General features: G+C 35.1%; 15 protein-coding genes and 1 pseudogene. 8 read left to right on the forward strand and 8 right to left on the reverse strand.

The window, feature by feature from the left end; genetic code table 11:
• Positions 1–112: 112 nt before the first annotated feature.
• Both P8625_RS05675 and P8625_RS05680 read right to left on the reverse strand, forming a co-directional pair.
• On the reverse strand, positions 113–673 hold the full coding sequence (locus P8625_RS05675) for a hypothetical protein (RefSeq protein ID WP_279652511.1): 561 nt from the start codon (positions 671–673) through the stop codon (positions 113–115).
• Between the two features lie 41 nt (positions 674–714).
• Positions 715–2,228, reverse strand: a pseudogene (locus P8625_RS05680) (helicase HerA-like domain-containing protein).
• 86 nt (positions 2,229–2,314) lie between these two features.
• Between P8625_RS05680 and P8625_RS05685 the strand changes: the two are divergent.
• Complete coding sequence (locus P8625_RS05685) at positions 2,315–2,947, forward strand: 7-carboxy-7-deazaguanine synthase QueE (protein WP_279652512.1); 633 nt, start codon at positions 2,315–2,317, stop codon at positions 2,945–2,947.
• A 125-nt stretch (positions 2,948–3,072) separates the two neighbouring features.
• Here the strand turns inward: P8625_RS05685 and P8625_RS05690 are convergent, their stop codons facing one another.
• The 5 genes from P8625_RS05690 to P8625_RS05710 all read right to left on the reverse strand — a co-directional run bounded on the left by P8625_RS05690 (position 3,073) and on the right by P8625_RS05710 (position 8,292).
• Positions 3,073–4,248 (reverse strand): DmpA family aminopeptidase, encoded by a 1,176-nt coding sequence (locus P8625_RS05690; protein ID WP_279652513.1) that lies wholly within the window; start codon positions 4,246–4,248, stop codon positions 3,073–3,075.
• Positions 4,249–4,382: 134 nt separating this feature from the next.
• Positions 4,383–4,856 carry a DUF6155 family protein gene (locus tag P8625_RS05695; RefSeq protein WP_279652514.1) on the reverse strand — a complete coding sequence of 158 codons (474 nt, stop codon included), beginning with the start codon at positions 4,854–4,856 and terminating at the stop codon, positions 4,383–4,385.
• A gap of 455 nt (positions 4,857–5,311) precedes the next feature.
• Entirely contained in the window at positions 5,312–6,463 is a 1,152-nt protein-coding gene (locus tag P8625_RS05700) for an HNH endonuclease (RefSeq protein ID WP_279652515.1), read from the reverse strand.
• A 150-nt stretch (positions 6,464–6,613) separates the two neighbouring features.
• Entirely contained in the window at positions 6,614–7,471 is an 858-nt protein-coding gene (locus tag P8625_RS05705) for a tetratricopeptide repeat protein (RefSeq protein ID WP_279652516.1), read from the reverse strand.
• Between the two features lie 158 nt (positions 7,472–7,629).
• Entirely contained in the window at positions 7,630–8,292 is a 663-nt protein-coding gene (locus P8625_RS05710) for a hypothetical protein (RefSeq protein ID WP_279652517.1), read from the reverse strand.
• Positions 8,293–8,774: 482 nt separating this feature from the next.
• Here P8625_RS05710 and thrA point away from each other — a divergent pair, with 482 nt between their 5' ends.
• The 7 genes from thrA (at position 8,775) to P8625_RS05745 (ending at position 19,020) form a co-directional block, all read left to right on the forward strand.
• Positions 8,775–11,216: a bifunctional aspartate kinase/homoserine dehydrogenase I gene (thrA, locus tag P8625_RS05715; protein ID WP_279652518.1), complete on the forward strand. Its 2,442-nt coding sequence runs from the start codon at positions 8,775–8,777 to the stop codon at positions 11,214–11,216.
• Positions 11,217–11,259: 43 nt separating this feature from the next.
• Positions 11,260–11,394 carry a hypothetical protein gene (locus P8625_RS05720; RefSeq protein ID WP_279652519.1) on the forward strand — a complete coding sequence of 45 codons (135 nt, stop codon included), beginning with the start codon at positions 11,260–11,262 and terminating at the stop codon, positions 11,392–11,394.
• A complete protein-coding gene (locus tag P8625_RS05725) occupies positions 11,391–12,320 on the forward strand; it encodes a homoserine kinase (RefSeq protein WP_279652520.1) in 930 nt (309 codons plus the stop codon). Before P8625_RS05720 ends, P8625_RS05725 begins: the two co-directional genes overlap by 4 nt.
• Positions 12,321–12,330: 10 nt before the next feature.
• A complete protein-coding gene (gene thrC, locus P8625_RS05730) occupies positions 12,331–13,611 on the forward strand; it encodes a threonine synthase (RefSeq protein ID WP_279652521.1) in 1,281 nt (426 codons plus the stop codon).
• Between the two features lie 93 nt (positions 13,612–13,704).
• Complete coding sequence (locus tag P8625_RS05735; RefSeq protein WP_279652522.1) at positions 13,705–15,477, forward strand: AMP-dependent synthetase/ligase; 1,773 nt, start codon at positions 13,705–13,707, stop codon at positions 15,475–15,477.
• Positions 15,478–15,549: 72 nt separating this feature from the next.
• Positions 15,550–17,322: an AMP-dependent synthetase/ligase gene (locus P8625_RS05740; RefSeq protein ID WP_279652523.1), complete on the forward strand. Its 1,773-nt coding sequence runs from the start codon at positions 15,550–15,552 to the stop codon at positions 17,320–17,322.
• A 75-nt stretch (positions 17,323–17,397) separates the two neighbouring features.
• On the forward strand, positions 17,398–19,020 hold the full coding sequence (locus tag P8625_RS05745; protein ID WP_279652524.1) for an RluA family pseudouridine synthase: 1,623 nt from the start codon (positions 17,398–17,400) through the stop codon (positions 19,018–19,020).
• Here the strand turns inward: P8625_RS05745 and P8625_RS05750 are convergent, their stop codons facing one another.
• Positions 19,021–20,316 (reverse strand): MFS transporter, encoded by a 1,296-nt coding sequence (locus P8625_RS05750; RefSeq protein ID WP_279652916.1) that lies wholly within the window; start codon positions 20,314–20,316, stop codon positions 19,021–19,023.
• Positions 20,317–20,324: the final 8 nt, after the last annotated feature.

The raw sequence follows: 20,324 nt of genomic DNA on the forward strand, positions 1-20,324 counted from the left end.
TGGGTATTTCATAAAATTATTTAGAACTTCGAGGCACGCTTATAAAAATTTAATCTTTAGCGATAGACCTGCGATTAAAAAAGCCGAAACAATCGTTTCGGCTTCGTATATTTTAGTTAAACCAAATGGTAAATGATTTGATTTTGGCTAAATCTGGAATTTGTTCTACGGTTACTTTTTGAGTGCTGAAGTCTTTAAGACCTAAATCTTCATTATCAATCGTAATGGTAGCGTTCAAATCATCAATAAACAAGGTTGCCGACGAAAATGACGATTCTACCTTGTTAATTTTCATATTCGCATTAATTTCTTGAAAGGTAGATTGTATGTTAATTCCTGATTCTGTTTTAAAACGCTCGTCAAAAATTTCAATACTTTTAATCGTTGAAGTAGAGTCTAACTGCTCTTTAGGAGTAATGGTTAGCAAATGCTTTCCTCCTTTTTCATAAACCATGTATTTATCATCTTCTTGAAAAAGGTTGTTTCCTTTAGCTCCTTCACTTAATACTTTTACTACTGAATCTTGCTTAAATACGTTTTCTATTTGGTTCACCGTTGTTTTGGTCGTTAGCTTTCCTACTTTTCCTTTAGCTACGTCAAATTCACTCTTACCACATTGGATAAATAGTACGGATATTATGGCAATAACTAAAGGTTTCATTAATGTTCTCATTGGTTTTCTTTTATATTTAAAACGTTTATTTCTTGTATTTGTTATCTCATTACTTTTTTCAAAATTCCAAAAGCAGCTCTTATAAAAGTGGCACTAGTTAATACCTTTACTATTGGGTTCATACGTGTGCTTCTACTGCGTGTTGAAGAACTTCTGCTGTTTTTTCTTTTTTACGTGCTTCTTCGGTTTTCTCTTCGTTAATTTTTTCAATCTTCTCGTTCAGCATTTCATAAGCGCTCTCTCTATCAATAGCTTCGTTGTATTTCGGTATCAACCTCGAATTGTCTAAAACTTGTTTAATTTCTTTCTCTGTTAACACGTCCATTCTACTCATGGGCGCACGTAACATGGTTCGTGCTAACGGCGTGGGAATCCCTTTTTCGTTTAATACAGAAACTAAAGCTTCTCCGATACCTAATTGTGTTAACACTTCTTTGGTATCGTAATATTCAGAGTCTGGATAATTTTCGGCAGCCAATTTAATGGCTTTTCTATCTTTTGCGGTAAAAGCACGTAAGGCATGTTGAATTTTCATTCCTAATTGTGCTAACACATCTTCTGGAACATCCTTCGGATTTTGTGTAACAAAGTACAAACCGATTCCTTTCGATCGGATGAGTTTTACGATACTTTCTATCTGACTTAATAGTGCTTTTGAAGCTTCGTCAAATACTAAATGAGCCTCATCAATAAAAATCACCAACTCTGGTCGACCACTATCTCCCTGCTCTGGAAAAGTTTCGTATACCTCAGCTAACAACTGCAACATAAAGGTTGAAAACAATTTGGGTCGGTCTTGAATATCTGTTAAGCGCAATACAGAAATAACCCCTCTTCCGTTTTCATCAACACGAGTTAAATCGTCCACCTCAAATGATTTTTCTCCGAAAAATAAATCGCCTCCTTGTTGTTCTATTTCCACAATTTTTCTAAGAATGGCTCCTGTACTAGCCGTAGAAATGCGTCCGTATTCTTCTTGAACCTCCTCTTTACCTTCATTGGTTACATATTGAAGAATTTTCTTGAAGTCTTTTAAATCTAGTAAGGGTAACTTATTATCATCACAATATTTAAAAATAATCGCCACAATTCCTGATTGAGTTTCGGTTAAATCTAAAATACGCGATAGCAATACCGGACCAAATTCAGACACAGTAGCACGCAAACGCACGCCGTCTTGTTCTGAAATGGATAAGATTTCTATAGGAAATTTTGTTGGTGCAAATGGGATTCCGATTTTTTCGTGACGTTCGTCAATCTTCGGATGCCCCGGACTCGGTTGTGCCAATCCACTCAAGTCACCTTTTACATCCATTAACAATACAGGAATTCCTTTTTCAGACATGTTTTCTGCCAGTACCTGCAAGGTTTTTGTTTTACCCGTTCCTGTTGCTCCTGCTATTAATCCGTGACGGTTTAAGGTTTTTAAGGGAATCTTTACCAAGGCATTGGTAACTGTTTCTTCTCCTAACATTCCTGCTCCTAGGGTAATAAAATCTCCTTTGGTGGCATAGCCTTCTGTGATATAGTTGAAAAACGCTGAAGTTTTACTCATTATTTTTGACCTTTTTTGTGATAAAAACACGTAAAAGTAACAAAAATCATTCATTAATTTTGAATGTTGCCTATCTTTGCAGCCTTATGTTGAAAAAAGAAGTACAGGAGTTAATTGATAGAGGAGAAATGCTTCCGTTAATGGAAGAATTTTATACGATTCAAGGAGAGGGAGCACATACGGGTACTGCTGCTTATTTTATTCGTATTGGTGGTTGCGATGTAGGGTGCCATTGGTGTGATGTAAAGGAAAGTTGGGATGCGAAGCTGCACCCACCAACAAAAACCGACCTTATTGTTAATAATGCAGAAAAATATGCTAAAACGGTAGTGATTACTGGTGGTGAACCTTTGATGTGGAGCTTGGATTATATTACAAATCAACTGCAAGAAAAAGGAATAAAAACACATATTGAAACTTCTGGAGCTTATGATTTTTCTGGGGTTTGGGATTGGTTTTGCTTATCGCCTAAAAAAACAAAATTGCCTTTAGAACGTGCCTATGAAGAAGCGGATGAACTGAAAATGATTATTCATAATAAAAGTGATTTTCAGTTTGCCGAAGAGCAGGCTGCTAAGGTTGGTAAGGACTGTATGTTATTTTTACAACCTGAATGGAGTAAGAAAGAAAAAATGACTCCGTTAATTATTGAGTATGTAATGCAACATCCTAAATGGAAAATTTCCTTACAAACGCATAAATATTTGAATATACCGTAACAAAAAGTGTATTGAGTAAAATTTAATCTTATAGATAATTTTTATTTTATACGATTTAATGGTTTATTATTTCGCATTTAGGTCTATTGTATCTTCATGTAAAATTATTGAATCGAGAAGTCACATTATTCATTCAGTCGATTGTACTTTTTCAAGATTTTTATTAGTAAGTCGTGTGGTAAAGCATAGGCTTTGTTTCCGTTAATTCCTTCCATAGTTTCAGCTGCCACCATTGCATTGATAATTGCTTCCTCAACTACTTGAACTGTTGCTTCAAATACTGGCATTAGTTGGTCATTAGGTATTGATTCAACGGCAGTAGTTTCATCTCGATTAAATGCATTTTCATTTGCAGTAGAGAAAGCTAAAAAGATATCTCCAGAGCCATTGCTTCCTCGTCCACCTACAATTCCTACTCCTAATGGAATTCTTTGAGCAATTCTTTTTAGTTGATGAGGCAAAAGAGGGATATCTGTAGCGATTATTACTATAATGGAACCATCACCTTCTTGTCTCCTTGATTTTGGTGGCGCATTAAACTTATAATTTAAGGTGTCTTTTAATTCAATTCCCACGGGAACACCTGCAATTGATAAATTTCTTTTAGCTCCAAAATTGGATTGAACAATTGCTCCGACAGTATAAGTTGAGTCCTTAATTTTAAAAACTCTCGAAGAAGTTCCTGTTCCTCCTTTAAAACCTAAGCACATCATACCAGTTCCTCCACCAACATTGCCTTCAGCAATCTTTCCAGTCGATGCATTTTTTATGGCCTCCAATACATTTTCTTCTTTTACGTGAAAACCATAGATATCATTGAGGAAACCATCATAAGTTTCCGCCACTACTGGATACGTATACCACCAGTCTTCTCCGCGATACCAATCCGTAGCCACATACCACTTCAATACTGCATCTCTAACAACTCCAACACTATTGGTATTCGTTATCATAATCGGTGTTTCTAAAAATCCTGATTCGGTAACCCAAGTGGTGCCCGTCATTTCCCCATTTCCATTAAGGCTATACCAATTAGCATAAACTGGACTAAATTTTTTATGCTTTCCTCTCGGAAATATTGCAGTAACTCCCGTTCTTACAGGTCCTTTCCCGATAATATTTTCTCCTTCTCCAGAAATAATAGTGCTATAACCTACTTCAACTCCTTTAACATCTGTAATTGCATTAAATTCTCCAGGCTCACCAACAAAAGGAACACCTAAATCTCGTGCTCTTGGTTTTTGTCCGTATGATTGAAAACAAATGAGTATTACTATAAAAACGATGGATATTCTTTTCATGTTGATTGGTTTTAATGTATTGTCCTAAAATATGGAGACAGGCTAATCCCGAAACTTTGGGAGATTTTACGATCCCTAAATATATCATATTCGGTGTTTTATAGTCTAAAGATACAGGTTATCTTATTTGGTTACTATTCAAGTTCAATTCCGTATTCACGTGCTTTATCAGATAATATTTCAATTCGTTCTTTATATTTTTCTTCAATTCCTAATTCATAAATTCCATTCATCGCATTGCTAAACATCTTTTCCAATGTTACATAATAGTTCTCATCCCAATACCCGAAATCTTCAATGACTTCTAAACAACAACTTACATAGTGCAATTCCAATTCTACATTAAGTTCTGTTATTCTCATTTTACGAACTGAGCGAATTATTTTTCGCGCTTCGGTTTCTCGTAAAACCATATTTCTCCCACTTGGATATATATACCTTTCAATTTCCCTTTTGTATCTTTCTGTCAGTTGCTTTATCTCTCCCGTTGCGAAAATGTCTAAGTAATTTTTTGCGTCAGGAATTTTTTTATACATCTCTGAAATCAGTTTAATAATTTCAGCTTTATCCATTTGGTTTAACTCTTTTTTTACTTCTTTTAGTGCCATAATTAGCTCTAATATTATTGTCTCTCTAACTATCTAGTCCTGAAATATGGCTACAGATTAAAAATTCATTTTACACTGATGTTAAACAAACCATATTCGGTGTTTTATAGTCTAAAGATACAGGTTATCTTATTTGGTTGTATAGATTCACGGCACTTTTTGCTGCTTTTTTGCCTGAGCTACACTAATAAATATATTATTGAGATTCAATTTTCAGTTGAAAGGGCTCTCAATACCGTCTGATTACTTTGTCGTTTTTACACTTAATCTTTAAAATTATGTAGGCTTTATTCAGGACGGGGCATAATTAACCACAACGTTTTGCAGCTAAGAAACGTTGGGCATTTCGGATCGATAACCTATCCACCGAAACGATAAGTTGCTACGAAGAACGAAACTTGCGGATACCACTGTCCGCTCCATTTTTTCTTAGGTGCTGTTGTGGGTAGTTTTTTTTACATTTCTAATCTAAATCCTTCAATTTTTTGGATGATGATTTCTTCTGGTTGATTTGAAGAAGCTTTAGCTAAAACCATTTTTTCCAAATCATTATCATCAAGAATAATTATCATTTTACGTTCGGTTGCCCAGACTTCCCTTCGTGTAAAATATGAGCCTTTATCTTCTTCTCCGTTTCGTGAAATTATTATCGCAAATAGTCCTGTACCATGTGTCTTTAGGTAGTTGGACAATTGTAGGATTTGGTTTTTCTTTATTTTTCCTGTGTAATTCTTTGCATCTATTACAATAAAGTCAGCTTGGTATTTTTCTCGCAGATATTTCCAAAACCCTGTTTCACAGTAATTCCTTAAAATGAAGTCTCTTCTATTGATACCGTATTTATCTGATAATTCCGTTATCGGGTCAGATAAAACGTCACTGAATAAATATGAGAGCACTTTTTCAACGTGCTTTTGATATTTCGACCAGTCAGCTCGTCCAGGAGGAATTAGTTTAAGGTCAGCAATTAGTGTGTCATGAACTTTGGATTTAACAATTGAAAATGAGAATAGCTTTAGAAAAAGTTTGTCTTCTATTTGCTCGATTTCATTTTTAAATGTCTGAGTAATGAAATCTCTGTCCCAAACCTCAATTTTTGACTTCTTTAAGTATTCATTATCTGATTGAGAAAGTATCCCCGGAAAGGAAAGAACCAATTTCACATCTTCTTTTAGAACTGATTTGTAATTGTTAAGTTGATGAACCACTTCTTCAAGTCTTCGTGATGTAAACGTTGGAGTAGACTTAAGTTCAATCAACACTTTTCTCCACTTTCCGTTTTCTTTATGTTCTGCAATAATATCCGCTCTGTAACGTACATCTTTTGAAAGAAGAGCTTCTTGAGAAATATTTCGATAATCTGGATGCTTGTCTAATAATTGCGTGAGAAAGTAGATTAATTCGATTTCACGAAACGGCATTTTATTTCCTCGTCTTGCGTTACATTCCGCGCAACTAAGAACAAGATTGTTAGCAGAATCATCTCCCGAAAGTGAACGAGGAAGTAAATGATCAAAGGTGAAAACCTCTATTGGAAATTCTCTGTCGCAGAAAAAGCATTTTCCGTTCTGCTCTTCGTATAGTTTCTGTTTTCTTTCCTTTTTCATTTTTTTAAATTACCCACAACGTCTCGGCTATGGGTAGTTGCTAAAAGTACGAAAGTTAGCAAAAATGCCCAAAGTGAGGAATATTCTCCGAATATTCCGATTGGCACTTACCGTACTCAAGCAATTACTTATAGCCATTGTTGTGCATAGTTATTTTTTATTCCAGTTCTGTTCAAATTGTTCGATATATTGTAAATATCTTTTGTCTTTAGTTGAGTATTTTCTAGTTAATTCAGCCCATTCATCAAATTTCTTTTTATTCTTTAGTTTGAAATAGGCTTGAGCCATATTAACTGACATTTCACTTTTCTCAAAGTCGTTGTCAGATTTTTTAATTCCTTTTCGATATGTTTTTTCGGCATCTTCTACTTTATTTAAGCCTAAATAAGAATAGCCTAATTCTCTGAAAAAGTAATAGTTTTTAGGATTGTTCTCAATTGCTTTTTTCAAAATCAGTATGGCTTTTTCAAATTGTCCTAAGTGATTGTAGGCATAAGCTAACTCAAATTCAAGTCCATCAAAATGAGGCTGAATTTCATAAGCCTTTAATAAAGGTTTTAGAGCTTGTTCACAAGCACCAACGTGGTTGTAATGATAACCCTCTTGTTTTAAATAATCCACTTGGTCGGAACCTTCTTTGTAAATCGATAACCATTCAGGTTCTTTAGTTAAATTCAGAGCAGAAATTTGGTTTTCGGTCAAAACAGAAACTAAACTTGTATTTGGTTCAAGTCGATATTTCATAAATCCAACAGTTGAATCTCTTTTTATATTAATTAGCTTTTGCTCTTTTATTTGAAATTTAGTTTCGTAATTAAAGGTAAAACCTGCTTGATTATCCAAATAAATGAATCCATAAGCGTAAGTCGAATCTGTGTCTTTTTTGGGAAAAGCAACCCATTTGTCAACTGCATTAAAATACTTGGTGTCAAATTTTAATTCAGTCAGATTATTTTGTGAAATTCCAATATTTGAAATCAATATCAGAGCTAAAATTGTTATTCTCATAGTTTTTTCATAATTATGCACAACGTCCAGGCTATGAGTAGTTGCGTGGGTTAGCACTTAACTTTGCAAGTACGAACCAAACTGAAAATCCTCGAAGATTTTCAGAAGTAGGCGAGAAGAAGCAATTACTTATAGCCATTGTTGGCAAATCGTTTTTTTTATGGTATTAATATCAGTCGTTGTTTTAATTTCTTGTTTCCTAAAACCCAAACAATTAAATATGCACCAGCACCATCACTATTCCATTGATGAACAATATAATCATCCTTGTTTTTATTGATTTCAATTACATCGTCACATTCAAAAATATCCTCGTAAAGAATACTCGGAATCTCAATCGATTTTCCATTTATTGAGGTTTCAATTCCGACAACTTCTGTTTTAGGAATATTTCCGTCAGTTCCGTAAATTCTGCGTCCGTTAATTTTAGTCAGCCACTTTCCGTCAAAATCAGATATCTTATTTTCCAAACTAAATTCGTTTAACTTATACTCAAATAAAAATTCAGTTCCGTTGTATTTATTCAAATCCTCAATTGGGCATAAACGACTTTTATGAATATAACCCTTAAAAGTATCATCTTCTCCGCATTCCATTTGATATTTGTTTTTTGAAATATAGACAGTTATCCAATCCGATTCTGTTTCGTTTTCTTGATAACTAAATACTTCAGAATCTTTGAGTTTATAAATGACTTCAGAGTCAATTTTAGGAAGTTTTCGAACGTTAGTAAATCCATCAACATCTTTTATAACTGCAACTTGTCCGTAATTCAGATTACAGAAAAAGATGATTGAAACGATTATTAAATAGTTCTTCATTTTCTTATGATGCAGTTTTTCTTAAATGTTTGCCAACTTGTTTATATAAACACTTTTCGTACTGTTATACCAACTGTTTAGAAGTATAAAGATACTTCAAATAAATTTTTAGTACTTATATTTTTAATAAAAATACTGTTTTTTAACAAACCGTCATAAGAGTTATTAACCTGAAATAATTTATTGCAAACACACATATATACAACATATCAATCGTTTTCTTAGAAAAAAAACAAGAACTATGGTTGTTTTTTAAAAATAATATATACATTTGCGTCAATGCGTAACAATAAAAGAAATATCATTTCCATTCCAGCTGTATCTATGACAGCTTCTTTTGTTGGCATTACCATCATTCGTATTACAACCCTTTAGGGGTTATTTTTCTACATATCATTTCCGTTTATATTTATTTTTTCAAAAGACTTGAAAACAGATAAAAAGCACTAAAAATCTTATTATAACTTATTATTCTTTTTAAAATGAACGTTTTAAAATTCGGGGGTTCCTCAGTAGCAAACAGCCAAAACATCGAAAAAGTAGTACAAATTATTGCCAATGAAGCCGCAAAAAACCAACTTATTGTCGTGGTTTCTGCCTTCGGAAAAACAACCAATAAGCTCATCGAGGCCGCTGAACAAGCTGCTCAGAACAATGCCAATTACCTCGATGGCTATAAAGAAGTTGAATTACTACATAGTGAAGTAATTGAAACGCTAGTTTCTAAAAATCAGCAAGAAGAAGTTAAAAATCATATAAACTCTCTTTTTAAACAACTAAGAACCTTGTTAGAAGGCTGCTATTTATTAAAGGAAATTACCCCAAAAGCACTTGCTACCATCAGTGGGTTTGGAGAGTTGCTATCTTCGTACATCATTGCTAATATTGCCAATAAAGAAGTAGACGCAGTGTACAAAGACAGTAGAGAATTAATTATCACCTCCAATACGTTCGATAAAGCTCAGGTAGATTTTGCGCTCACAAATGCTAATTGCAATGCCTTTTTTACCCATAACCAACAGCAAGTAACCATTTTACCCGGTTTTATTGCTCGTACCAAAGAAGGGGAACCAACGACCTTAGGACGTGGAGGTTCCGATTATTCTGCCGCTATTTATGCCGCCGCCGTAAATGCCGATGAATTACAAATCTGGACCGACGTTAGTGGTATGTATACTGCAAATCCGCACTTAGTAAAACAGGCATTTCCTGTTTCACATATTTCGTATCAAGAAGCCATGGAATTGTCGCATTTTGGGGCAAAGGTCATCTATCCTCCTACCATTCAACCGGTATTACACAAAGAAATTCCCATCCGTATAAAAAACACTTTTGAACCCGAAAATGCTGGGACAGTCATTTCTAAAATTACTGAAAACGGAAAGCCAGTGAAAGGAATTTCTCATATCGAGAATATTACCTTACTTACTCTAGAAGGAAGTGGTATGATTGGTGTTTCTGGCATTTCAAAACGTTTGTTTGAAACCCTATCTGCACACAATATCAATGTCGTACTTATTACACAAGCCTCTTCTGAACATTCTATTTGTGTAGGAATTTATGATGAAGATGCCGAAAAAGCAGCCTTAAAAATTAACGAAGCTTTCGCTTTTGAAATAGAACGTCATAAAATAGACCCTATTCGTGTAGAACAAGGCCTAGCAATTATTGCTTTGGTGGGCGATAACATGAGAAATCACCAAGGTTTAAGCGGACAAATGTTTAGCTCTTTAGGTAAAAACAATGTAAATATTCGTGCCATTGCCCAAGGTGCTTCAGAAAAAAACATTTCAGCCGTCATTAATAGTTCAGACGCCAAAAAAGCATTAAACACGCTACATGAGCAATTTTTTGAAGAAAAAGTAAAACAAGTAAACTTATTTGTTACGGGTGTAGGAAACGTGGGAGAACGCTTTTTAGCGCAAATACACCAACAGAAAAAATACTTAAAAGAACACTTAAAACTAAATATACGCGTTGTCGCAATTTCTAATTCTAAGCAAATGATTTTTGATGAAAAAGGCATCAGTTTAAAATCGTGGAAAGAACAATTGCAAGACGGTGAAGCCAGTTCTTTAGAGCATTTTTTCCAAAGAACAAAAGCTTTAAACCTACGTAATTCCGTTTTTATTGACAACACAGCAAATCAGAAAGTTTCTGAAGTATACGAACACTATTTAACCAACAATATAGGGGTGGTTACTTGTAATAAAATAGCTTGTGCTTCTGAATTAGAGAATTACAAAAAATTAAAGTACATTTCACGAAAATACAGTGCTCCTTTCTTGTTTGAAACCAACGTGGGTGCTGGTTTACCTATTATTGATACGCTTAAAAATTTAATTGCTTCTGGCGATCGAGTACATAAAATACAAGCCGTATTGTCTGGGTCTTTAAACTTTGTATTCAATAATTTTAACGAAAGTACCTCATTTCACGATGTAGTACAACAAGCACAAGAAGAAGGATACACAGAACCTGACCCTAAAATTGATTTAAGTGGTGTAGATGTTGCACGAAAAATATTAATTCTTGCCCGTGAAAGTGGCTATGAGTTGGAACTGTCTAATATTGAAAATAATGCTTTTTTACCCAAAAAGAGCTTAGAAACCACTAATAATGCTGATTTTTATACTTCTTTAATTGAGTTTGAAAATCATTTTCAACAACTATACAAAGAAGCTGCTGACAACAATTGTCGTTTAAAATATGTTGCTGAATTCAATGACGGAAAAGCAAGTGTGGGTTTACAACACATTCCGTTTGACCATCCGTTTTATAATTTAGAAGGAAGCGACAATATCGTATTGTTTTTTACAGATAGATACCCTGTAAATCCACTACAAATAAAAGGAGCTGGTGCGGGTGCAGACGTTACTGCTTCTGGTATTTTTGCCGATGTAATACGAATAGGAAATCAATAGTGTATAAAACATCACTATCAAAACAATATACAAACAAAGCGCAATGTTTACACACTATGATGAACCAAAGTATTTGATTGAAGCTTCAGAAGCACAAGAATTCAAAATTTTAGAAAGTTACACCAAACCATATCAAGAACACGGTGCTACCGACTTGTTTTTAATTGTAAAAAAATGAACTATATACAACTATTTTCACCTGCAACGGTTGCCAATGTTTCCTGCGGATTTGATGCTTTAGGATTGGCACTCGAAACTGTTGGTGATACCATGACTTTTACCAAAACCGATACAAGAGGTGTAAAAATCACCCAAATAACAGGGGCAGATTTACCAACAGACCCAAAAGTAAATGCTGCGGGCGTAGTTGCACTCGCTATGTTAGAAAAGCATCCTGTTAATTTTGGCATCGACATTACCATTCATAAAGGATACACGCCTGGAAGTGGTTTAGGAAGTAGTGCTGCCAGTGCTGCCGGTGCCGCTTTTGGCGTAAATCAACTACTAGGTAATGTCTTCTCCCCTCTTGAATTAACGCAGTTTGCCATGTTAGGAGAAGAAGCCACTTGCGGAAGTCCTATTGCCGACAATGTTTCTGCGGCTATTTATGGCGGATTCACATTGGTGCGCAGTTACGAACCTTTAAGCATTGTAAAAATCCCTGTACCTGCCGATTTGAGAGTTGTGGCTATTCACCCCCAAGTAGAAGTAAAAACCAAAGATGCCAGAGCCGTATTGCCAAAAGAAGTTCCGTTAAAAGATGCGGTTACACAATGGGCTAATGTGGGCGGATTAATTAGCGGATTGCATACCAGTGATTATCAGTTAATAGCCGATTCATTAACCGATATTATTGTAGAACCTGCTCGCAAACATCTAATTCCATATTTTGATGAAGTAAAGCAACAAGCGATGAAAGCAGGAGCATTAGGCGCTGGAATTTCAGGTTCTGGTCCAACAATTTTCACCCTCTGTAAAGGCGATGAAACTGCTGAAAAGGTTTATAAAATCATTCAGGAAACCTATCAAGACAAACAAATTGATTTTAACATGATTCTTTCTAACATCAATACAGAAGGAATTAAAATTTTAGAACAACACTAAACACGAAATTATGAACTATTATAGTCTCAATCATAAATCACCCAATGTAAGCTTTGAAGAAGCAGTAGTAAACGGATTAGCTCCTGATAGAGGATTGTATTTCCCAGAAAACGTTACGCCATTACCTAAAGAATTTATTGATAACATTGGTGAATATTCTAATGAAGAAATCGCTTACCAAGCCATAAAACAATTTGTGGGTGATGAAATTCCGAAGGAAGTTTTACAAGAAATCATCAAAGAAACCATCAATTTTGAATTTCCTGTGGTAGCTATCGAAGAAAACATTGGCACACTAGAATTATTTCACGGGCCCACCATGGCTTTTAAAGATGTAGGAGCTCGTTTTATGGCGCGTTGCTTGGGATATTTCAATCTTGATAAAGACCAACAAGTTACCGTGTTGGTAGCTACTTCTGGAGATACAGGAGGTGCCGTAGCCAATGGCTTTTTAGGGGTTAAAGGGGTTGATGTAGTCATCCTCTACCCTAGCGGAAAAGTAAGTGATATTCAAGAAAAACAACTCACAACCTTAGGACAAAATATTACTGCTTTGGAAGTCGACGGTGTTTTTGACGATTGTCAAGACATGGTAAAAACGGCTTTTTTAGATGCAGATATCCAGCGTACCTTAACCTCTGCAAACTCCATCAATATTGCACGTTGGTTACCGCAAATGTTTTATTTTTTCTTTGCTTATAAACAAGTGTATAAACAACATAAAGAAGTCGTTTTTTCTGTACCGAGTGGAAATTTCGGAAATATCTGTGCAGGAATTATGGCGCAAAAATTAGGCTTGCCTATTAAACATTTTATCGCCTCCACCAATATCAATGATACTGTGCCAGCGTTTTTACAAAGCGGAAAATACACCCCTAAACCCTCTAAAGCAACCATTTCGAATGCGATGGACGTGGGGAATCCGAGTAATTTTATTAGAATTCAAGAATTATTCAATAACGATATAAAGCTTTTAAAAGCAGCTTTTTCTTCTTTTTCTTTTTCTGATGAAGAAACCCGTACAGCCATGAAAAACATCTATACCAATGCTACTTATATTGCCGATCCGCATGGCGCTGTTGGCTATTTAGGATTGAAAGAATACGGTTTGCAAAATGAATTCGGAATTTTCTTAGAAACTGCACATCCTGTTAAGTTTTTAGATGTTGTGGAAGAGGTTTTAAATGTCTCTGTTGAAATTCCACCACAAATAGTATCGGTGATCGACAAACAAAAAGAAGCGATTCAAATCAATTCGTATCAAGAATTAAAAGACTTTTTAAATGCTTAACTACGATACAATCGTTGTGACAACTAGCATCCATAGTCACAACGATTGTATCCTATTTTTTTCATAGATTTATGCGTATTCAAAAGTAGTTACATGCATATATCTCCCAAAGTTACCCGCCTTTTTGATTTCCCATATCATCAACTCGAAAATTATCCACAACAAAATTGTTTGGTTTCCAAAGAAATTCATGAATGGAAAAGTATTTCTACTCAACAATACATTGAAGATGCCAATACGATAAGTAAGGCCTTACTACACCTTGGTGTAACGCCAGGAGATAAAATAGCTGTGATTACTTCTGTAAATCAACCCAAATGGCATTTGCTAGATATTGGTGTGATGCAAATTGGTGCAGTAAACGTACCCTTATATCCTACTTTTTCAGAAAAAGACTACGCCTATATCTTACAGCATTCAGACAGTATGTATTGTTTTGTTTCTGATGATGAACTCTATCAGAAAGTAATCAAAATTCAAAAACAGACACAACTTAAAAAAGCATTCACTTTTGAAGAGTTAACTACAGACTACGGATGGAACTCTTTTTTACGTCTTGGTAATGAAAAAACGCTTCAAGCTAAAGTTGATACATTCAAAAAAGCGGTAAAACCATCTGACTTAGCTACCATTATATATACCTCAGGCACCACTGGTACACCGAAAGGAGTCATGCTCTCTCATCATAACATCGTTAGCAATGTATTTGCTGTTGGAAAAAGACTTAATTTACAGGGCAATCAAAAAAGAGTCATCAGTTACCTTCCTATTTGTCATATTTTTGAGCGTGCAGCCTCTTATTACTGTCAATATATGGGCTTCGAAATTCATTTTGCTGAAAGTATTGATAAAGTTGGAGATAATTTACGGGAGATTCAGCCTCATTTTATGGCAGTTGTACCACGATTGTTAGAAAAAGTTTTTGATAAAATTATAGATAAAGGAAGTAATCTAGTTGGGTTCAAGAAACGATTGTTCTTCTGGGCAATACAATTAGGCGAACAATACAAACCATATAAAGCAAACGGCTGGTGGTACGAATTCAAACTTTCTATAGCACGTAAACTTATTTTTTCTAAATGGAAAGAAGCCTTAGGAGATGAATTGGAGTTCATGTTAGCAGGAAGCGCTCCTACACAAGCCAGACTTATTAGAATATTTACGGCAGCAGGAATCCCCGTTTTTGAAGGCTACGGACTTACAGAAACCTCTCCAGCTATCTCGGTTACCGATATGCGAAACAACGGTTTTAAAATAGGAACGGTTGGAAAAGTGATCGAAAACGTAAGTGTAAAAATAGCAGATGATGGAGAAATCTTAGTCAAAGGGGCTAATGTAATGCTAGGCTACTATAAAGATTCAGAAAAAACGAACGAATCAATCATACACGGTTATTTCCATACAGGAGATATTGGAGAACTAGATAATGAAGGCTTTTTAAAAATAACGGATAGAAAAAAAGAAATTTTTAAAACCTCAGGGGGTAAATACATTGCTCCTGCTATCTTAGAAAGTGAGTTAAAAAAGTCGCGCTTTATAGAGCAAGTAATGGTGATTGGTGAAGGAGAAAAAATGCCTGCAGCTTTCATTCAAGTTGCTTCTGAGTTTGTTAAAGAATGGGCAACAAGACACCACCACACAATAACGGATATCACTACAGACGAAAAACTCCTCAAACGAATTCAACAAGAAATCGATTGTTGCAATCAGAAATTCGGAAAGTGGGAACAACTAAAACGTTTTGAAATCACTGCAGATGAATGGACTACCGATTCAGGTCATTTAACACCGACCTTGAAAATGAGACGAAAAATCATTTTAGAAAAATACGACCATCTGTATCAAAAAATATATAATCCTCAATAAAACAATCAGTAAACTTCAACTTGTGCAATCGGGGTATTTTTCATACTTTGCAAAGCCCAAAAATTTGAACATATGTCGATTGAAATTACTCGCCTTTTTGACTTTCCGTATTATCAACAAGAAAACTATAATTTAGACAAAGCATTTACCACAAAAAAAGACGGTAAATGGCAATCTATTTCAACCAGTGAATATATTAAACAAGCCAATGCCATAAGTAGAGGTTTGTTGCGATTAGGAATACAGCCTAACGATAAAATCGCTGTAATTTCAACTAACAATAGAACCGAATGGAATGTTTGTGATATTGGAATATTACAAACAGGAGCTCAAAATGTTCCTATCTATCCAACTATTTCTAAAGAAGATTACGAATATATTTTAAACCACTCTGAAGCTACCTATTGTTTTGCTTCTGATGAAACGATTTTAGAAAAACTAAATCAAATAAAAAAGAATACAAAACTGAAAGAGGTTTTTACGTTTGATGATATTCAAGGAGAAAAAAGCTGGAAAGATGTTTTAGAGTTAGGAAAAGATGAAAGCAATCAGCATGAAGTTGAAGCACGTAAAGCTGCTATTAAAGCTGACGATTTAGCTACCTTAATTTATACTTCAGGAACCACAGGACGTCCGAAAGGAGTTATGCTAAGTCATAAAAATGTAGTTTCAAACGTACTCAGCAGTAAAAAACGTGTTCCGTTAGAAAACGGTCAAGATACAGGCTTAAGTTTCTTACCTGTTTGCCACATTTTTGAACGTATGATTTTGTATTTATATCAATACTGTGGTATTTCTATTTATTTTGCCGAGTCTATCGAAAAATTGAGTGAAAATGCTCAAGAAGTAAAACCCAATGTTATGACCGCCGTACCGAGGTTGTATGAAAAAATATATGATAAAATATATGCCAAAGGAGCTGATTTGACAGGAATTAAAAGAAAGTTGTTCTTTTGGGCGATCGAATTAGGCTTGCAATACGAACCCTATGGAGCGAACGGATGGTGGTATGAAAAAAAGCTAAGCATTGCTCGTAAACTTATTTTCTCGAAATGGCAAGCTGCGTTAGGTGGAGAGTTAAAACTCATGGTCTCTGGTTCGGCTGCTTTGCAACCTCGTTTAACAAGAGTATTTACCGCCGCGGGTATGCCAGTTATGGAGGGTTATGGACTTACAGAAACCTCTCCTGTAGTATCCGTAAACGATATGCGTAATGGAGGGTTTAGAGTAGGTACTGTAGGAAAATTAATTGATGGCGTTGAGGTAAAAATAGCCGACAATGGAGAGATTTTAGTAAAAGGACCCAATGTAATGCAAGGGTACTACAAAGACCCCGAAAAAACAGCAGAAGTGTTAAAAGGCGGTTATTTTCATACGGGAGATAAAGGAGAAATTTGTGAAGACGGCTTCTTAAAAATTACAGGACGTACCAAAGAAATGTTTAAAACCTCAGGGGGTAAATATATCATTCCACCCTTATTAGAAGGTGAGTTAAAACAGTCTCGTTTTATAGAGCAAGCAATGGTCATTGGAGAAGGACAAAAAATGGCGGCTGCTTTTATTCAGTTGAATTTCGAATTTGTTCGCGAATGGGCGCAAAGACATCACATTAAAGTGGGTACCAATAAAGACTTGGTAAGCAACCCCAAGGTAATAAAGCGTATTCAAGAAGAAGTGGACTATGCCAACACCAAATTTGGTAAATGGGAAACGATTAAAAAGTTTGAATTAACCGAAGATGAATGGTCTATCGACGGAGGTCAGCTCACCCCTACCATGAAAATGAAACGAAACATTATTAAAGAAATGTATAAAGACTTATACGATAAAATTTATAAAGAGTAATCGTTTAAAGTGTTGTGAAAGCAACACTTTTCTTTTTTAATCGTAGAGCGATTGCCAAGAATTTACTTTTCTGAGATGACTAAAATTATTTCTTTTTCTTCGGATATTTCTACCATCAAATTACCAAATAAGTTTGATTATCCTTATAACTATTCGCCACATCCACTCGCTAAAATAGCTGCTAAAGAATTGCAACAGTATTTAACCACCCAAACCGATTTTTCTCACAACTTCGGAATTAAAAATCCTGAAGAAGCAAATGCCCTCGGAAAAATGTTTGGAGTCTTAGTGGTACAAGAGTCAAATAAAAAGTTAGGGTATTTGGCTGCTTTTTCAGGAAAATTAGACGATAGCACACAGCATCAACATTTTGTTCCGCCTGTATATGATGTTTTAGATGCCAACGGATTTTACCTCAAAACAGAAAAGCAACTCAATGAATTAACTCGTAAAATAGGATATCTAGAAAGTCCTTCTGCTTTTATCGAAGCAAAAAAAGCCTATCAAGAAACACAGCAACTGCACGAAAAGCTTTTAACCGACGAGCAATCAAAAATCAAACAACGCAGAAAGCTTAGAAAAAAGGTAGGGCAACAAAACAATCAGCTTAATATCAATGAAGAGTTTTATCTACGTGAATATGAAGTGTATTTAAACGATAAAATAGTTCCTTTAAAAAAAGCATACGATATACAACAAGGTCAAATCGAGGAGTTAAAACAGCAACGTGCAGACCTTTCAGCGTGGGTTCAACAAGAAATATTCAAGAAGTATGTTTTTCTTAACTATCGAGGAAACTCTCAAAATCTCTTCGCTATTTTTAATGATACATCCCAAAATATTCCTGCGGGTGCGGGTGATTGTTGTGCTCCTAAACTCTTGCAATACGCCTACAAACACCAACTAAAACCTATTTGTATGGCAGAATTTTGGTGGGGTAAACCTTTGCAAACTTCCATCAGAAAACATCAAAATTACTACCCTGCATGTACAGGCAAATGCAAACCTATTTTAACATATATGCTTCAAGGATTGCATGTTGATGAGAATCCGTTAAATACGCTACTAAAGAAAGAAAAAGCACTTACAATTATTTATGAAGATGCAGAGTTGTTGGTTATTAATAAGCCTAATGACTTACTATCAGTGCCAGGAAAGGAAATAAAAGACTCGGTGTATAGTCGTATTCAAAAATTATATCCACATGCTACAGGTCCGTTGATAGTGCATCGTTTAGATATGGCTACTTCTGGAATCCTACTCGTAGCTAAAAATGAAGAAACGTATAAAAGCTTACAAGCACAATTTATTCATAAAACCATACAAAAACGCTATGTAGCAGTATTAGACGGTGTTTTAAAAGATAAAAAAGGAACAATTGAGTTACCAATTAGAGTAGACCTAAACGACCGACCTAAACAGCTTGTTTGTTATCAATACGGAAAAAGAGCATGCACTACTTGGGAAATCATAGAAGTTTTAGAGCATACAACGAAAGTACACTTGTATCCTATAACCGGACGCACACATCAATTACGTGTACACGCTGCACATCATTTGGGACTCAATACTCCCATTCTTGGCGATGATTTATATGGAACAAAAGCAGATAGATTGTATTTACACGCTGAAAAAATTACGTTTGTACATCCTACTACCAAAGAGCAAGTCAGTTTTACTGTCCCCGCACCTTTTTAGTTATGCAACGTATTTTGTCTTTTTAAGGGTGTTTAAAATAAGAAACGAGATTAAAAAGAAAATAGCCAAACACAACACACTCCATTGCATAGAGCCGGTTTTCGCATATAAAACTCCGTATACAGCCGTACCTAAAACAATGGCTATTTTTTCAGTAACATCATAAAAACTAAAATAGGTCGCATGGTCTTCGGTTTCTGGCAACAATTTAGAATAGGTAGAACGTGTTAGGGTTTGAATCGCTCCTTGTACCAGTCCTAACAAACCTCCTAACCCATAAAAATAAATGGCGACATGTTCTTGAGACTTATCTAATAAAAAAGCACAAAAGCACACCAACATCCATATTCCGATAGTTACTTTTAGCGCTGTAAAGTTTCCATACCTATCTGAAAACCTAGAAAATAAAGAAGCTCCCAAAATAGCTACTATTTGTACCAATAAGATCGTAATTATCATATTCGTTGATTCTAACTTTAATTCTGAAGAACCAAAAAGAGCTGCCATTAAAATGATGGTTTGTACCCCAATACTTAAAAAGAAAAAAGCAATTAGAAAGCGTTTTAAGGTTGGATAATTTACTATTTCTTTCGCTACAATTTTTAACTCCTTATAACCTCTCCATATATAGTCTTTTTCAGGTTTTTTATTATAGATGTTACCAGGCAACGTTTTAAACGTTATTTGCGCAAAGCCTAACCACCATAAACCTACCATCACGAAAGAGATTCTAGACGCCATTCCTGCACTAATTCCTAAAGTTTCAGGAAACATAATCATAGCTAAGTTCAATAACAATAAAATAACAGAGCCTATATATCCGTATACAAAACCTTTAGCACTCGCTCTATCTTGTTGTTCTGGATGCGCTACTTCGGGTAAATAAGCGTTGTAAAACACCAAACTCGCCCAAAAACCGATACTTGCTAAAATAGTAAATACAATTCCTACCCATATCGTATCTATTCCATCAAAAAAATACAAACTCATTACCGATACTGCTCCTAGCGTACAGAAAAACTTCATAAATTTTTTCTTACTTCCAGTATAATCGGCAATACCCGATAAAATGGGTGAGATGAAAGCCACCACTAAAAATGAAAACGACAACGCGTAGCTGTACAAACTATCTGGATGCTCCCAATCCATTCCTAAAAAGCGTACAATTTTACCTTCTGTTACGCCGCTGTAATACAACGGAAAAACTGCGGTACTAATCACTAATGAATATACTGAGTTTGCCCAATCGTAAAATGCCCATCCGTTTATTAACTTCTTGTCTCCTATTTTGTACATATCAATTG

The organism is Tenacibaculum tangerinum, from assembly GCF_029853675.1.
Classification (GTDB): Bacteria; Bacteroidota; Bacteroidia; order Flavobacteriales; family Flavobacteriaceae; genus Polaribacter; species Polaribacter tangerinum_A.

Excerpts from the sequence above, each read along its gene's own strand:
- P8625_RS05675 (WP_279652511.1), bottom strand. The coding sequence starts at position 673 with ATGAGAACATTAATGAAACCTTTAGTTATTGCCATAATATCCGTACTA.
- P8625_RS05685 (WP_279652512.1), top strand. The coding sequence starts at position 2,315 with ATGTTGAAAAAAGAAGTACAGGAGTTAATTGATAGAGGAGAAATGCTT.
- P8625_RS05690 (WP_279652513.1), bottom strand. The coding sequence starts at position 4,248 with ATGAAAAGAATATCCATCGTTTTTATAGTAATACTCATTTGTTTTCAA.
- P8625_RS05695 (WP_279652514.1), bottom strand. The coding sequence starts at position 4,856 with ATGGCACTAAAAGAAGTAAAAAAAGAGTTAAACCAAATGGATAAAGCT.
- P8625_RS05700 (WP_279652515.1), bottom strand. The coding sequence starts at position 6,463 with ATGAAAAAGGAAAGAAAACAGAAACTATACGAAGAGCAGAACGGAAAA.
- P8625_RS05705 (WP_279652516.1), bottom strand. The coding sequence starts at position 7,471 with ATGAGAATAACAATTTTAGCTCTGATATTGATTTCAAATATTGGAATT.
- P8625_RS05710 (WP_279652517.1), bottom strand. The coding sequence starts at position 8,292 with ATGAAGAACTATTTAATAATCGTTTCAATCATCTTTTTCTGTAATCTG.
- thrA (WP_279652518.1), top strand. The coding sequence starts at position 8,775 with ATGAACGTTTTAAAATTCGGGGGTTCCTCAGTAGCAAACAGCCAAAAC.
- P8625_RS05720 (WP_279652519.1), top strand. The coding sequence starts at position 11,260 with ATGTTTACACACTATGATGAACCAAAGTATTTGATTGAAGCTTCAGAA.
- P8625_RS05725 (WP_279652520.1), top strand. The coding sequence starts at position 11,391 with ATGAACTATATACAACTATTTTCACCTGCAACGGTTGCCAATGTTTCC.
- thrC (WP_279652521.1), top strand. The coding sequence starts at position 12,331 with ATGAACTATTATAGTCTCAATCATAAATCACCCAATGTAAGCTTTGAA.
- P8625_RS05735 (WP_279652522.1), top strand. The coding sequence starts at position 13,705 with ATGCATATATCTCCCAAAGTTACCCGCCTTTTTGATTTCCCATATCAT.
- P8625_RS05740 (WP_279652523.1), top strand. The coding sequence starts at position 15,550 with ATGTCGATTGAAATTACTCGCCTTTTTGACTTTCCGTATTATCAACAA.
- P8625_RS05745 (WP_279652524.1), top strand. The coding sequence starts at position 17,398 with ATGACTAAAATTATTTCTTTTTCTTCGGATATTTCTACCATCAAATTA.
- P8625_RS05750 (WP_279652916.1), bottom strand. The coding sequence starts at position 20,316 with ATGTACAAAATAGGAGACAAGAAGTTAATAAACGGATGGGCATTTTAC.